The sequence below is a fragment of the Sedimentitalea nanhaiensis DSM 24252 genome, from assembly GCF_000473225.1.
In the GTDB taxonomy this organism is placed as follows: Bacteria; Pseudomonadota; Alphaproteobacteria; order Rhodobacterales; family Rhodobacteraceae; genus Sedimentitalea; species Sedimentitalea nanhaiensis.
The window spans coordinates 2,139,982-2,154,228 of record NZ_KI421509.1 but is presented as its reverse complement, the minus strand read 5'-3'; the positions used below and the strand labels follow the sequence as shown (position 1 = coordinate 2,154,228).

Annotated in this window: 12 protein-coding genes and 1 pseudogene; 6 read left to right on the top strand and 7 right to left on the bottom strand. The window is 59.7% G+C overall.

Going from position 1 to position 14,247, the window contains the following annotated elements; genetic code table 11:
- Window positions 1–212: 212 nt before the first annotated feature.
- Window positions 213–941 (top strand): IS21-like element helper ATPase IstB, encoded by a 729-nt coding sequence (gene istB, locus NANH_RS0112335; protein WP_027262316.1) that lies wholly within the window; start codon window positions 213–215, stop codon window positions 939–941.
- A 654-nt stretch (window positions 942–1,595) separates the two neighbouring features.
- Here the strand turns inward: istB and NANH_RS26145 are convergent.
- Window positions 1,596–1,877: pseudogene (locus NANH_RS26145) on the bottom strand (transposase); the annotation flags it as partial.
- Between the two features lie 313 nt (window positions 1,878–2,190).
- Here NANH_RS26145 and NANH_RS0112325 point away from each other — a divergent pair.
- Genes NANH_RS0112325 through NANH_RS0112315 form a run of 3 tightly spaced genes read left to right on the top strand, consistent with a single transcriptional unit; the run spans window position 2,191 to window position 4,096 of the window.
- Window positions 2,191–2,826 carry a biotin transporter BioY gene (locus tag NANH_RS0112325; RefSeq protein ID WP_322786804.1) on the top strand — a complete coding sequence of 212 codons (636 nt, stop codon included), beginning with the start codon at window positions 2,191–2,193 and terminating at the stop codon, window positions 2,824–2,826.
- A gap of 14 nt (window positions 2,827–2,840) precedes the next feature.
- Window positions 2,841–3,509 carry an energy-coupling factor ABC transporter ATP-binding protein gene (locus NANH_RS0112320; protein ID WP_027262314.1) on the top strand — a complete coding sequence of 223 codons (669 nt, stop codon included), beginning with the start codon at window positions 2,841–2,843 and terminating at the stop codon, window positions 3,507–3,509.
- On the top strand, window positions 3,503–4,096 hold the full coding sequence (locus NANH_RS0112315) for an energy-coupling factor transporter transmembrane component T family protein (RefSeq protein WP_027262313.1): 594 nt from the start codon (window positions 3,503–3,505) through the stop codon (window positions 4,094–4,096). The genes NANH_RS0112320 and NANH_RS0112315 overlap by 7 nt, the downstream gene beginning before the upstream one ends.
- A 7-nt stretch (window positions 4,097–4,103) precedes the next feature.
- On the opposite strand, the gene NANH_RS28940 is transcribed toward NANH_RS0112315, so the two are convergent.
- Complete coding sequence (locus tag NANH_RS28940; RefSeq protein WP_051372400.1) at window positions 4,104–4,361, bottom strand: hypothetical protein; 258 nt, start codon at window positions 4,359–4,361, stop codon at window positions 4,104–4,106.
- Window positions 4,362–4,439: 78 nt separating this feature from the next.
- Here NANH_RS28940 and queG point away from each other — a divergent pair, with 78 nt between their 5' ends.
- Together queG and NANH_RS0112300 are read left to right on the top strand one after the other, a co-directional pair.
- Window positions 4,440–5,516 (top strand): tRNA epoxyqueuosine(34) reductase QueG, encoded by a 1,077-nt coding sequence (queG, locus tag NANH_RS0112305; protein ID WP_027262312.1) that lies wholly within the window; start codon window positions 4,440–4,442, stop codon window positions 5,514–5,516.
- A 66-nt stretch (window positions 5,517–5,582) separates the two neighbouring features.
- A complete protein-coding gene (locus tag NANH_RS0112300) occupies window positions 5,583–7,589 on the top strand; it encodes a hydantoinase/oxoprolinase N-terminal domain-containing protein (RefSeq protein WP_027262311.1) in 2,007 nt (668 codons plus the stop codon).
- Window positions 7,590–7,591: 2 nt separating this feature from the next.
- Here the strand turns inward: NANH_RS0112300 and msrA are convergent, their stop codons facing one another.
- The 5 genes from msrA to NANH_RS0112275 form a co-directional block, all read right to left on the bottom strand.
- Window positions 7,592–8,101: a peptide-methionine (S)-S-oxide reductase MsrA gene (gene msrA / locus NANH_RS0112295; protein ID WP_027262310.1), complete on the bottom strand. Its 510-nt coding sequence runs from the start codon at window positions 8,099–8,101 to the stop codon at window positions 7,592–7,594.
- The gene (gene msrB, locus NANH_RS0112290; RefSeq protein WP_027262309.1) at window positions 8,098–8,547 is read right to left on the bottom strand and encodes a peptide-methionine (R)-S-oxide reductase MsrB; all 450 of its coding nucleotides are present in this window, start codon (window positions 8,545–8,547) and stop codon (window positions 8,098–8,100) included. Before msrB ends, msrA begins: the two co-directional genes overlap by 4 nt.
- A 92-nt stretch (window positions 8,548–8,639) precedes the next feature.
- On the bottom strand, window positions 8,640–9,527 hold the full coding sequence (locus NANH_RS0112285; protein ID WP_027262308.1) for a DMT family transporter: 888 nt from the start codon (window positions 9,525–9,527) through the stop codon (window positions 8,640–8,642).
- A gap of 262 nt (window positions 9,528–9,789) precedes the next feature.
- Window positions 9,790–13,611: a hypothetical protein gene (locus tag NANH_RS0112280; protein ID WP_027262307.1), complete on the bottom strand. Its 3,822-nt coding sequence runs from the start codon at window positions 13,609–13,611 to the stop codon at window positions 9,790–9,792.
- A 13-nt stretch (window positions 13,612–13,624) separates the two neighbouring features.
- Complete coding sequence (locus NANH_RS0112275; protein ID WP_139236502.1) at window positions 13,625–14,116, bottom strand: hypothetical protein; 492 nt, start codon at window positions 14,114–14,116, stop codon at window positions 13,625–13,627.
- Window positions 14,117–14,247: the final 131 nt, after the last annotated feature.

Sequence of the window (14,247 nt, the reverse complement as noted above, 5' to 3'; positions counted from 1 at the left end):
CATGTGCTGAACCTGCTCCACAGGCTGGTGGACGGCACACCGATAGACCAGCCCGATGTGACCCCGCCCGCAGCCCTTTCTTTGAGCAAGGAACCCGAGGCCAATGTAGCGCGGTATGATGGGCTGCGCACCACGGGAGGAACACGTCATGCGTCATGATCCCGCTGGTGCTGCCATCGTCATCATGATGCGCAGCCTGAAGATGCCGGGGCATGGCGCAAGCCGTGCAGGACCTGCATGAGCAAGGATCGCCCGCCTTCGATGCAGCGATCCCCATGCTGTCACAGCTGCTCAAGGCCGAAATGGCTGAACGTGAGGTGCGTTCCGTCGCCTATCACATGAAGGCAGCACGCTTCCCGGCATACAAGGATCTCTCTGGCTTCGACTTTGCCGCCAGCGAAATCCGTGAAGCCTTGGTCCGCCAGTTGCATCGCTGCGAGTTCATGGATGGGACCGAAAACGTGGTGCTGATCGGAGGCCCAGGAACTGGGAAATCGCATGTCGCCACCGCTCTTGGCATCCAAGCGATCGAACATCACCGTAAACGCGTCCGCTTCTTCTCGACGGTTGAGTTGGTCAATGCGCTGGAGCAGGAAAAGGCCCAAAACAAGGCGGGGAAGATCGCTGAGGCGCTGGTGAAAACCGACTTGGTGATCCTGGATGAGTTGGGATATCTGCCGTTCAGCGCTTCGGGAGGCGCGTTGTTGTTCCACCTTCTCAGTAAACTCTACGAGCGCACCAGCGTCGTCATCACCACGAACTTGAGCTTCAGCGAATGGGCCAGCGTGTTCGGCGATGCGAAAATGACCACCGCGCTACTCGACCGCCTTACCCACCGCTGCCACATCCTGGAGACCGGCAATGACAGCTATCGGTTCAAGGCCAGCTCGGAGACAGCGAAAAAGAAACGAAAGGAGACAGCAGCATTGACGCCATCATGACGCAAAGAACATAACAGCTGGGTGGGTCAAGTCTCGGTGACAATGCCGGGTCAGTTCTCAGCGACAATCAACACATAACGGTTGGAATTCCTCACTCTGTTGGAGAAATTCCAATAGGCCCGATAATCAGTGAACATGCCTGATGCTCCAAAGTGTACCACGGTCGAACTAAACGTATGGCCGTGCACTCTTCAACAAATAAACCAAGCAGACGTGGTCCGCGGGGTGTCATATGGGTGCAAAAATTCGTGGGTTGAAACGATACACTTCGCCAAGCCTTGAGTTGACATGCAAGACGCAGCGGTTTGGTATCGTTGGGTAAATCGTTCAGAAAGCAACAGCATGCGCCACCCTGCATAGCACCTAAGGAAAATTGAAAATCCTCGTGTCGGTGGTTCGATTCCGCCCCCGGGCACCATTAAATCAAATAAAACCAATGATTTGGCGCACACCACGCGTCGTTTGTCATAGTGCTATTCCGCCGTGGGTATCATTGGGGTATCGTTTCGTGTGCTGATTTCCGTTGATGCTAGGCGACGCGCCATCCGTTCGGGCTCGTTGTCTGTTCGCGATGGCCAGTACGATAGCTTGCAGATGTGATCATCTCTACGCGGTACTAAACAAGAGCGATTGTATATTTGACAAACCCGTTGCGGAATCGACCATCGCGGTCTTTTCTTCGCTGCGTTCGGCTGCCAGCCCGGCCGTCATCCCGGTGAAAACACCTCTGTCGCGCCATCGCTTCCAACGATTATACAGGGTCTTCTGGGGGCCATACTCTTTGGGTGCGTTGCGCCAACGCAAGCCATTGCAATCGATCAGGATAATGCCGCCCGGCACGCGCCGATCATCGACGCAGGGCTTGCCGTGGGACTTCGGGAAATAAGGCTCAAGGCGCGTCATCTGCGCATCGCTCAGCCAGAAGATATCAGACATGTCCCCGCTCGTGTTCGAACCGTGAGACATGCGGCGCGGCGCAAACCAATGGGTCCTGACCCTGGTGGGTGCGCAGCCTTCAAAACCGACGCAATGGTCTTGCGATCAACCGGATCCGGCGTATAAGCTCGGGTTGAAGGGCGGCGGTTCAATAGCTCATCGAATGATGTGTTCATAATGTTCTCATGCTAGCGAAAGTGAGATCCAGAACAAAGATTGCCATAAATTGTTGTGTATCAGGGGCAACACAAACCATCTATTGGACGATACCGGTTAAGATACAATCATCAATCGCCCAAATGTGAATATTTTCATGAACCGGAACGTCAGAAAATCCGGCGGTACTGAACTGAAATTTGAGGATAAGGATATGGGAATGGAAACTCGGGACGTCGCATATATCGCGTTGTTTGCGGCAATAGTCGCTGCTTTAGCAGTCTTTCCTCCTATCACTCTACCCCTGGTGGGCGTGCCAATAACGGCGCAATCTTTGGGCGTTATGCTGGCTGGTGGGGTTCTTGGGGCCATGCGCGGTGGCCTATCGCTAATCCTCTTCTTGGTTTTGGTCGCTATTGGTTTGCCGTTATTGTCAGGGGGGCGCGGTGGATTTGGAGTCTTTCTGACACCGTCGGGCGGCTTCTTGATCGGTTGGATATTTTCTGCTGCCGCTATAGGCTTTCTTACTGAACGTTTTTGGTTGAAACTGAATTTTGGGATCGCGTTTGGGATCTGTGTAATAGGGGGTATTGTGTTACTGTACGCCATTGGAATTCCATGGGTCGCCTATGCCGCCGAGATCAGCGTGTGGACCGCATTTACGGGTTCATTGCCCTTTATTCCAGGCGACATCATTAAATGCCTGATAGCTGCGACGGTCATGGTCATCGTTAAAAAGTCATATCCAATCATCGTTCCGAGGGGTGCTGGTGGAATCCATGATAACGTGTAACTGGACGTTTAGTTGTGATCAACTTTGAGAACGTTTCAGTAGAGAAAGGCGGTACAACGATCCTAAGGGGTATCTCCCTTCGGATAGCCGAACGACGAGTTGGCATCGTTGGTAAGAACGGCTCTGGAAAGAGCACATTTGCAAGATTATTCAACGGGATCGAGAAACCTACATCTGGCTCTGTTTATCTAGAGGGTGAAGCAAAGTCACAAGATCTAAGAAAGAGCGTTGGGTTCGTCTTCCAGAACCCTGACAACCAGATCGTTTATCCGATTGTAGGAGAAGATTTAGCTTTTGGACTCAAAAACAAGAAACTCCCGGACGATCAGATAGATAGAAAAATTCAATCTGCCTTGGAGCGATTCAATTTAGGGCACCTCAGGGAACGCTTCACTCACCAGCTTAGCGGTGGTGAGAAGCAAATGATTGCGCTGATTGGTGTCCTGGTAATGCAACCAAGGTTGATCGTTTTCGATGAACCGACGACATTACTGGACCTTTGGAATAAACGCCGTTTTATGTCGGCAATCGACGAACTTGACGAAAACCTCGTTATTGTATCACATGATCTCCCACTCTTGGAGAAATTTGATAGAATTATTCACATAGACGCGGGTGAAGTGGTTAATGACGGAGACCCCCAGTCGGTCATCGATGGCTATGTACGGCAGTCACAATGCTGACCGATCTTTATGTCTATGGCTCCAGTCCACTGCACAGATGTAAGCCGTCAATCAAGATTGGAGCCCTGACAGTCTTTTGCACTCTTGTTTTCATCTATAACAGTTGGATCACAATACTGGTAGCTTCTGCGATGGTTGTGGCCGGGTTTCTGGTTGCGGGGCTTGAGCTTCGTCATGCAATTATATCGGTACGCCCAGCTTTCTGGATACTCGCAGCGATCTTTATTGTCCAAATGGTTATGGCCGATATTAGCCTTGCGGCTCTCATAATTTTGAGATTCATGTTGCTTATTTTGGCAGCTTCACTTGTAACCCTCACAACAAAACCTAGCGAATTTGTTGATGGTATTATGGCTGGTCTGCATTTCGCTCCTTCTTGGGTTCCCAAAGAAAATATTGCACTGGCAATCTCGCTTTGTTTGCGGTTCATCCCGCTTGTCAGAACGGTCTTGAATGAGGTTCGTGACGCTCAGAAAGCGCGTGGAATGGATCGAAATTTTAAAGCTCTTTTGGTTCCGCTGATAGTACGAACGCTAAAGTCAGCGGACGAAGTATCCCAGGCAATTTACGCTCGGTCTTTAGATTAGTGAGAATTTAGAGAAGAGGTCTGACCTGCGCCCCGCCGATCGCAGGCTTTTTCCGGGTGCCGCGCTCGAACATGCCAGAGGCACCTTCGGGCAATGCCCGCTTCCATTGGTGGGTTATCGGCGGATGAACCTCGAACCGGCTCGCCAACTCGGCTGCCGTCTCCTCGCTCTTCAGGGCTGCCAGCGCGACCTTCGCCTTTAACCCGGGCGCGTGCTGCTTGCCTAAAGCCGTATCGGCATTGAGCCTGCCGATATATGAGGTCATGACGCTCAATGTCCTTGCGGCCGTTGCTCACGGATGTTGACGGAAGGTACACGGTAGATATCTTTAGCAAGAGGAAGCATGGGTGAGAGTTTGAAACAACGGCTGGTGGCGCGGGCCCTGCAAGAGGGTTTTGTCGCCTGTCGTGTGTGCCGCCCCTGGGATGTGCCGCAGGTGCCGGAACGGTTGGCGGCGTTCTTGCAGGCGGGGTATCACGGGCAGATGGGCTGGATGGCCGAGCGCAGCCATTGGCGCGGCGATCCTTCGGTTTTGTGGCCCGAGGCGCGGTCGGCCATCATGCTGGCGGAAAGCTATGCACCTGAGCATGATCCCACCGGGGTATTGGCACAGCGCGAACGGGGGGCGATTTCGGTTTATGCGCAGAACCGGGATTACCACGATCTGGTGAAAAAGCGGCTGAAGCGGCTGGCGCGGTGGTTGATTGCGGAATGCGAAACCGTGAACGCGACGGTCGCGCCGGCAAGAGCTTTGAGGTCTCCTGAAGTCAAAGTCTTCGTGGATACCGCGCCGGTGCCGGAAAAGGCGCTGGGGCAGGCGGCGGGGTTGGGGTGGCAGGGCAAGCATACCAATCTGGTCAGCCGGGACTGGGGCAACTGGGCCTTTATCGGGTCGATCTTTACCACGCTGGAGTTGCCGGTGGATGCGCCGGAGCGCGATCATTGCGGGTCGTGCCGGGCCTGTATGGATGTGTGTCCGACCGAAGCGTTCCCCGCGCCCTATCGACTGGATGCGCGGCGCTGCATTTCCTATCTGACCATCGAGTATAAAGGCCCGGTCGACGAGGATTTGCGCGGCAAGCTGGGCAATCATATCTATGGCTGCGATGACTGTCTGGCCGCCTGCCCGTGGAACAAGTTTGCGGTGGCGGCCAGCGACATGCGCTATGCAGCACGCGATGAGTTAATTGCGCCGCGACTGGCCGAATTGGCTGTGCTCGACGATGCGGGATTTCGGGCGCTGTTTTCAGGCTCGCCGATCAAGCGGATCGGACGCGACCGGTTCGTGCGCAATGTGTTGTATGCCATCGGCAATTCCGGCGATGCAGGACTGCGGGCGGTGGCGCGGGGATTGGTGGAGGATGCGGATGCGGCGGTGGCGGATGCGGCGCGGTGGGCGGTGAAACGACTGTCTGCATGACGCAAACGGACTGGACGGGGCGCTGTCAGCGGGTACACCCGGCATGTGAACACGAGGAGGGCCGGGATGGCACTGTTGTTGGGGGTGGATACTGGCGGAACCTATACCGATGCGGTTCTGTTGCGCGACGAGGTCGATGTGATCGCCAGCGCCAAGGCGTTGACCACGCGGGCCGATCTGGCGATCGGGGTCGGGGCGGCGATCCGCGCGGTGCTGCAGCAGTCCGGTGCGCGGGCGGAAGATATCGCGCTGGCGTCGCTGTCGACCACCTTGGCCACCAACGCGCTGGTCGAGGGGCAGGGTGGGCGCGTGGCGCTGGTGTTCATCGGTTTTCGCGATGGCGATCTGGAAAAACACGGGTTGCGCGAGGCGTTGAAAGGCGATCCGGCAGTGGTGCTGGCGGGAGGGCACAGCCACGCGGGCAGCGAGGCGGCGGCGCTGGATGTCGCGGCGCTGGAGGCGTTTCTGGACAGCCGGTGCGAGGGGGTATCGGGCTTTGCCGTCGCGGCCCAGTTCGCCACCCGCAACCCGGCGCACGAGGTGTTGGCCGCCCAGATCATTGCCGAGCGGACCGGCGCGCCGGTAACCTGTTCGCATCAGCTGTCGGCCAAGTTGAACGGGCCGAAACGCGCGGTTACGGCGGTGTTGAATGCGCGGCTGATCGGGCTGATCGACCGGCTGATCGGGCGCGCACAGGATACCCTGGTCGACCTCGGGGTCACCGCACCGATGATGGTGGTGCGCGGCGACGGGGCATTGATGTCGGCCGAACAGGCGCGGGTGCGCCCGATCGAAACCATCCTCAGCGGCCCGGCGGCGTCGATTGTCGGGGCACGCTGGCTGACCGGGGCGGACGAGGCGCTGGTGTCCGACATCGGCGGCACCACCACCGACGTGGCGCTGTTGCGCGGCGGCAAACCCGCGATTGACCCGCAGGGCGCGCGGGTCGGCGGGTTTCGCACCATGGTCGAGGCCGTGGCGATGCACACCAGCGGGCTGGGCGGGGACAGTCAGGTGCAGGCGCAGAGCGAAGGGTTGCAGGGCGGTGTGTTTCTGGGGCCGCGGCGGGTGGTGCCGGTGTCCCTGATCGCGCAGGAGGCCCCCGGGGCGGTGCATGCGGCGCTGGAGGCGCAGCTGCGCGATGTCACGCCGGGCGAACATGACGGGCGGTTCGTGCGGGCGATGCGCCATATGCCCACCGGCGGGCTGAGCGCGCGCGAACAGGCGTTGCTGGAGCGGCTCGGCGATGCGGTGCATCCGTTGGGGGCGGTGCTGCGGACCCGGATGGAGCAGGGCGCGCTGGGGCGTCTGGTGGATCGCGGGCTGGTGCAGCTGGCCGGGGTCACGCCGTCGGATGCCAGTCATGTTCTGGGGCGGCTGACCGATTGGGATGGCGCTGCCGCGCACAAGGCGCTGGCCCTGTTTGCCCGGCGGCGGATCGGTTCGGGCGATATGCTGGCTCCGTCAGCCGAAGCGCTGGCGCAGATGATTGTGGATCAATTGACCGAACAGACCGCGCTGACGCTGTTGGAAACGGCGTTTGCCGAAGAGGCCGAAACCTTCGGCCTGCCGCCGGATCTGTTGGCGCGCCATGTGCTGACCCAGCGCGGGTTGTCCGGCCATCGCGGTCTGGTGGCGCTGGACGCGGCGTTGCATGTGGATGTGGTGGGGTTGGGGGCGTCGGCCCCCAGCTATTATCCGGCGGTGGGCGACCGGTTGCATTGCCGGATGATCCTGCCGCGCCATGCCGGGGTGGCCAATGCCATCGGTGCGGTGGTGGGGCGGGTGACGATGCGGCAGAGCGGCACCGTGACCTCGCCCAGCGAGGGGCGATTTCGGGTGCATCTGGACAGCGGGCCAGAGGATTTTGCCGCGTCGGATGCGGCCATGGAGCGGTTGGAAGCGGTGTTGCGCGCGCGGGCCAACGGTGCGGCCCTGGCCGCCGGTGCCGAAGGCATCCAGATCACGGTCGAACGGGACATCAAGACCGCGCGCACCGAAGCCCGCGCGGTTTTTGTCGAAGCGCAGATCACGGTTCAGGCCAGTGGCCGCCCCCGCGTCGCGGTCGGCTGAGTTCAGGACGCTTTGGCGCGTTTGGGCAGCACCCAGTCGGGACGGGCAAAATGGCAGGTATAGCCGTGGGGAATGCGTTCGAGGTAATCCTGATGCTCGGGCTCTGCCTCCCAGAAATCGCTGACCGGTTCGACCTCGGTCACCACCTTGCCGGGCCAGATGCCGGAAGCGTCGACATCGGCGATGGTTTCGAGCGCGGTTTCTTTCTGCGCCTCGTCGACGAAGTAGATCGCCGAGCGATAGCTGAGCCCGCGGTCGTTGCCCTGCTGGTTGATTGTGGTGGGGTCGTGGATCTGGAAAAAGAATTCCAGCAGGTCGCGATAGCTGATGAGCGCAGGATCAAAGGTGATCTCGATGCCTTCGGCATGGGTGCCGTGGTTGCGATAGGTGGCGTTGGGCACGTCGCCGCCGGTGTATCCGACACGGGTGTTCAGCACGCCGGGTTTCTTGCGAATCAGGTCCTGCATGCCCCAGAAACAGCCGCCAGCCAGGACTGCGCGTTCGATGCTCATGCCAGGTCCTCCACCTGATCGAGGTACTCGCCATAGCCTTCGGCCTGCATGTCGTCGCGATGGATGAACCGCAGACTGGCCGAGTTGATGCAATAGCGCAGACCGCCGGTTTCGCGCGGCCCGTCCGGGAATACGTGGCCCAGATGGCTGTCGCCATGGGTGGATCGCACTTCGGTGCGGATCATGCCCAGGCTGCGGTCTTCGATTTCGGCCACATGCGCCGGTTCGATCGGTTTGGTAAAGCTGGGCCAGCCGCAGCCGCTTTCGTATTTGTCCGCCGAGGCGAACAGCGGTTCGCCGGACACGATATCGACGTAGATGCCGGGTTGTTTGTTGTCGAGCAGCTTGCCGGTGCCGGGACGTTCGGTGCCGCTTTGCTGGGTGACGTGGAATTCCTCGGGCGAGAGGGCGGCAATGCGGTCCGGGTTCTTGGTGTATGTCGGCATGGGTTCCTCCGGATTGATCAGGGACAATAGATGGCGCGCGCGGCGGGAAATCAAAGGAATATTTCAGATCCGTCGCGCGGTCGTGTAATCGGTCACGCGGCGGGCGGGCGGCGGCGTTTGGGTTGGCGCGACAGTTGTACCGCCAGAATGCCCAGCGTCACGATCGCGACACCGACCGCGTCCCACAGGCCCAGGGTTTCGCCCAGCAGCAGGGCGGCGATGGCGACGCCGAACACCGGATTGAGAAAGTGAAAGGTCGCCGCCCGCACCGGGCCGATCCGATCCAGCAGCATGAACCAGACCAGCGTCGCAACCAGGCCGGGGACCAGGGTGGTATAGGCAAACGCCAGCGCCAGCGGCAGGCTGGGATTGATATAGATGGTTTCAAACACAGGTGCGGCAATGAACAGCAGGGTCGCGCCGACCAGCATCTGCAGCCCGACGATCATCATGAAATTGCCGCCCGAGGTGGCCCCGCGCACCGCCAGCGTGGCAAAGGTCAGGGCCAGAACACCGATTCCGCACAGCATGACACCATACAGGTCGACCCCGGCACTGATGCGCGACCCCATGATGAGCGCGACTCCGATTGCGCCGGCGAGCAGGCCCAGAATGCCCAGGGGTTTCAACCGTTCGCCCAGCAACAGCCAGCTGGCAATCGCCACCAGCATCGGCATGGTCGACGCGATGATCGCGGCGACGCTGGCCTGCACCGTCTGCATGGCGACAAAGTTCAGGCCCAGGTACAGCGCGTTCTGGCAGACCCCGAACAGGATTGTGGCATACCATTGTTTGGGGGTCAGTCGCCAGGATTGGCCCATCGTCCGCGCGATGAGCACGCCGATCACGCCGGAGACGAGAAACCGAAGCGCCAGCGAAAACAGTGGCGAGGCATCGGCAACGATAATCCGCGCCGAGGTGAAGGCCGAAGACCACATCAGCGCAAAGGCCAGCCCCATGACAATTGCGCGGGTGTCCAAATCGGTTTTCTCCTGTTTCAGTCTGGCGACATTCGCGGAATTTCCGCGCCAGTACAAGAGCGCGGGGAACAGTGCGCCGGGTCGGTCCGCGCCGGGTCCCTGTGCCTGAGCCAGACCGTCGGCAGCAATGGCTGCCGGGTTTTGGCGACCGTTTTCTGAATGCGCCAAACCTCTCCGGGAGGAGGGTCGCGGACCAAGTGCAATCGGGGCGACGGCAGATCCTGTCTTGCGATGGTTTGGAGAGCGAGGCCGCCCGTCGACCTCAATCTGTCGAGGTTCGGCGTTTTATCAGCCGGTCCAATGCGGCCAGCTTCTCTGGCTGCGGTTCTCGATGCGTGTCATCGCCGCCTGCGATGGCGCGGCGGACTTCTATCAGGTAGTCGAGCGGCAACTGTCCGAGAGCCGCATCGGCAAGCCGATCGGCAAAACCCGCGCCATCGGCCGAATCCATCAAGAGAGCGCCCGGCAGCGTGTCGATGAACGCGGTTGCCGCGCCTTCGGGATAGGGCATCGATTCGCAGGCCTGTTTGAGCTTGGCCACCAGAGTGGCCGCGTCGGGTTCTTCGCTGAGAAGCCCGATCCGGCGGGTGAGCAGGGCCTGGCAGGTTTCGTTGCTGATCCCATCCATTCCGATGTCCATCAGCGCATCGGTGGCCGCGATGCACAGTCTGGCATTGCGGCGATCGTCAAACACTGCCTCGGACAGCAGCGCGCAGGAGGCCACGATATTCGGCAAAAAGGCGGTTTCGACATTCTGGTCCATCGGCACTGGTTTCTTGCCGTCGTCCCAGCGGCGTTCAACCTTGGAATGCATGATGCTCGGGTCATCGCCCTTGCGGTCCCCGGCCGCAAGGAACGGGGTTGTCGCCGCGCCGTAGAGCGCCATCTGCTGTCTCAGCAACTGCGCCTCTGTCATGTCATCGACATCTGCCCGTTCGACTTTGCCTTTCGGATCGGTGTTGGCTTTCAGTTGTTCATAGGCTTTGGTCAGCGCCGCGAGCTTGGGCGAGAGGACAGATTGGTCCTCCTTGGCCCGCTTTACATCATTCGGTTGCAGCAGGCCGGCTTTGAGCAGCAGGTCGGCAAGAAAACGCGCCCTTTCGGGGTCGCTGCCCATCGTATCAAGCTTGCTGTCCACGGCGGCGCCAGCGGCGGGCATGGCCTGGGACGCGGCATCGGTTGCAATTTTCTCTATGTCAGAGACCACGACACCCTGCTTCATGGCCGGGCCAAGCGCCTTGATGCCCGTTTCCACTGCATTTGCAGTGTGTTTCTGCATCTCCTTTTGGTAGACGGCTGGCTTCTTGCGTTTCTTCGCGTTGGGAAAACTGTTTGCGAAATGTCCAGCCACGGCATTGCGTACTGTCGGCTCGATTGCGTTCCAATCGAATTGCGGGCCGTGCATGTTCTTGTTCTTCAGCGCATAGGCTTTGACCAGGGCGACGGCTTTGTCTGTGGCTTGGTCGCGGCGGGCCCGATCTTCGGTCTTATCTTGGTCGCGGTGCTCTACGGCATGTTCGAGATCATCCGGCCAGCTCGCAAACTGTTCCTTGCACCCGTCACCGCGCAGTCTCGTGGCTTCGTCCGCAGCGGCGCGGTTTGCGTTGAAGACGGGCGGCGCATAGGTCAGCTTGCCCACGGCATACAGCAGCTCGACAAGATCGCTTTTGCTTTCCTGACCCAGGGCAATGCGGGTGCCGCCCGGCATCGGAAGGGCCGAGGTGGTGTGAAAGCCGAAGCTCATCTTTTGTTCGACGCCCATTTCCCACATCATATGCATTGGCGCGGGCTTGTTTGATTTTTTGCCGGCATCGCCCCAGACGCGTTCTTCGACGTCAAAGGCCTCGCCCTGCCCGCCAATGACCAGATAGGGCAGGCCCTCGCCAAAATAATTCTTTTGCCGACGGTCGGGATCGCCCTGATGCTGGGCCTCGCTGCCTTCAAAGAACGTCTTTACGAACGTGGCGTTTTCCGCGGCCTTGGCCAGCAGGGTACGTTCCAGATCTTCCTCTTGGGTCATGAAATGACATGCCAGTTGCGATTCCTCTTTTGCAAGACAGCCGCCCGCGTCTTCGTCGGCGCGCAACCCGGCCCGGATCGCCTTGGATTGGGGGCCGCATCCGATGACGGTTGCGCCTCCGGAGAGGATCTTGCCCGAGCCCATCGACGGATATTTCTGATAGCTCTTGTTGACCGTCAGAATCAGGCTGCCGTCCGCCAGCCATTTCCCGATTGCCCGAAACAGGGTCTCCAGTTCCTCGTCCTCGCCGGAGCCGGGCGGTTTTTCGACTGTAATGTCCAGAATGGCAATAACCGGATCGTCCTGCGTTCCCGGATTGTCCGTGAACCGGTCGCGGATCTTGCCGACAACATTGCTGACGTCCCATGACGGCGGGCCGTTTTCGGCAAATGTGGTGACCGGTGTCGACGGGTTCAGGGTCAGGACCATGATGTTTCCGGCCTGGGTGAACAGCTCCTTGTTCTTGAGCAACCCGTCTCCGACTTCGAAATAATCGGCCGTCAGTTTGCGGTCGTCACCCTTGGTTTTGCGATCCCCCAGGGTCAGGTGCCGGTTTTCGGGGTAGCACCGCAGGGCATTCACCACCGCGCTCGACATTGCGTCCATGCCGCTGGCCAGCAGAAAGCTCTCGGCCTCGACCTCGGTGTCGTCCAGCAGGGAAACAAGCGACGGCGATTTGCGCGTCAGACCGTCGGTGGCTGCGCCCTTGATGTTCTCAGCCGTGTAGGGTTTGACCACCGACAGGACGAGATGAACCTCGTCCACAAGCAAATCGTAGAGGCGGGCCAGCCGGGGCGCGTCGTTGATTTGCGCCTGCATCAAGTCGCAGAGTTCGCCGATTTCGGAGATCGCCTCGGCCACGACGGGATTGCGCCGCACCAGGAGAGCAAAGTCTTCCTCGCCCGCATCCACCTTGACGAGCATCTTTTGCAGCCCTTCGAGCATTCCGACTGACGCAGCGGCGATATTGGCATGCGGATGTCCGGACACTATCGCCGTTTCAAGGGTTTGAACGCCGGGCGTGTGCAGAACCGCGGCGATCTTGTCGCTGTTGGAATGGTCCAAGGGCATCGGATCGACGTCGCGCAATGGGTCAAGTTGGCTTGGATGTGCTGCATTGATGATGTCGTAAGCCGAAGGAAAACCGCCGACGGAATAGAGGTGATGCTCCATATCGGTATGCTTCTTGCGCCGGATAACGCGCGCGCTGTCTTCTTCTTCGCCCTCTGGCGGCGCAGGGACAAGCGGCGGAACAAACTGTATTGCCATGATGCCGTCGCCGATGAGGTGTTTGCGCCGTTCATGTCCTCCGATCCCGGAATTGCCCCAGTTCTCGCCGTAAAGCTCGGTCATTTTGGTGATCACCGAAAGATCCGAGATGTAATAGACTTCACCCTCGACGGGCGGGTGCCCGATCTTGTCCGTGACCATGTCGTCCAGCGTAGCCTTGTGTATCGCGCCGGGCTCGTCCCGGTGATAGGCGGAGCTGTACGGGTTTTCGATACGCATCCCGGCGCGTTTTTCCGAATCGCGTTTGGTCTGGATGGTGCGCAGGCCATAGCCTTTTACCAGAGGGTGATCCGGACCCAGGGTTTCGGCCAGTTTGTTCTGCCGCACCTCGGTGACTGCAATCCGCGTCGCCTGATCGGTTGCCGCCATGCGACTGGCGCGAAAACGGGCTTCGGCCCGGCGATTGAGCGCGGCGCCAAAGTCCTCGTCAGGTGCGCGTTCGGGTGCATCCGGCTGCACGATTTCGTCGTCGTCTGGCAGCGGCGTTTCAAGCGCCAGCGGGTCGATCTCGCCGACCTGGTTGCCGCCTGCATCGCCCGGCATCCGCGATTCGACCCGGCGACGGGCCGCGATGAACATGTTGCGGATATCCGGGTCGAGCGTTTCAAGCCAGGTTTCTTCATCCATCGCATCGATTTCGCGCTGTCTGCGTTCCAGCAGGGTATCGTCCCTGAAACCGGCCTGTTCGGATATATCCGGCGCGACTCTTCCACCCGCGCGTGCACCGCGTCCGATACCCCAAGAGTTTGTCCACGCCTCGTATTTGGGGTTCATTCTGGCCTCCTGTTCATGGGCTTTGGAGCGTGTTCAGCTTGTATTCGACATGGTCCAGCGCAACCGTGAGGGGCTGGCGAACGTCCACGCTGATACCAAGCGGGTTGTTCTCGCAGCGCGCCAGTGCGGCATCGTTTTGTTTGAGATAATTGCGCGCCGTCGCCAGGCCCTTTGGCGGAACCGGATCTGCGGTACCTGACTGGTACTGCCGCGCGATGCTGTCGAGTTCAGCGGCAAGACCGCCGGGCAGTTGACTGGCCAGCTGGCCAACCAGAACCGCGACTTCGGCAAGGTCCGGGTCGCCTTGGACAAGAAGCTTTGAAATCAGCTTGGTTAATGCGCGCGAACCGGCTTCTCGCGCCTGTTCCCACGCCGTTCCGGCGGCTTTCAGACCGGCTGCGGAACGCGCTTTGTCTGCTTCCGCCCCTGTCGTGGTCGGGCCGGGGGGGAGTTCCATGACAAAGCGCGTCAGAAACTCGTGTTGCGTCGCGTTCAACAATGTCACAAGCCTCATTCTATCGCGGAAATTATGACGGGCTTGCGGGCGCATATCAAGTCTGGGCGCCAGGAATGTACAGCTTGGAGGGGCGTCCGGCTTTGGATAGTCGCCTTCGCTGACATGTCGCGGACCGCATT

Coding starts and splice junctions, on each gene's coding strand:
- istB (WP_027262316.1), top strand. CDS start 213: ATGGCGCAAGCCGTGCAGGACCTGCATGAGCAAGGATCGCCCGCCTTC.
- NANH_RS0112325 (WP_322786804.1), top strand. CDS start 2,191: ATGAACCGGAACGTCAGAAAATCCGGCGGTACTGAACTGAAATTTGAG.
- NANH_RS0112315 (WP_027262313.1), top strand. CDS start 3,503: ATGCTGACCGATCTTTATGTCTATGGCTCCAGTCCACTGCACAGATGT.
- NANH_RS28940 (WP_051372400.1), bottom strand. CDS start 4,361: ATGACCTCATATATCGGCAGGCTCAATGCCGATACGGCTTTAGGCAAG.
- queG (WP_027262312.1), top strand. CDS start 4,440: ATGGGTGAGAGTTTGAAACAACGGCTGGTGGCGCGGGCCCTGCAAGAG.
- NANH_RS0112300 (WP_027262311.1), top strand. CDS start 5,583: ATGGCACTGTTGTTGGGGGTGGATACTGGCGGAACCTATACCGATGCG.
- msrA (WP_027262310.1), bottom strand. CDS start 8,101: ATGAGCATCGAACGCGCAGTCCTGGCTGGCGGCTGTTTCTGGGGCATG.
- msrB (WP_027262309.1), bottom strand. CDS start 8,547: ATGCCGACATACACCAAGAACCCGGACCGCATTGCCGCCCTCTCGCCC.
- NANH_RS0112280 (WP_027262307.1), bottom strand. CDS start 13,611: ATGAACCCCAAATACGAGGCGTGGACAAACTCTTGGGGTATCGGACGC.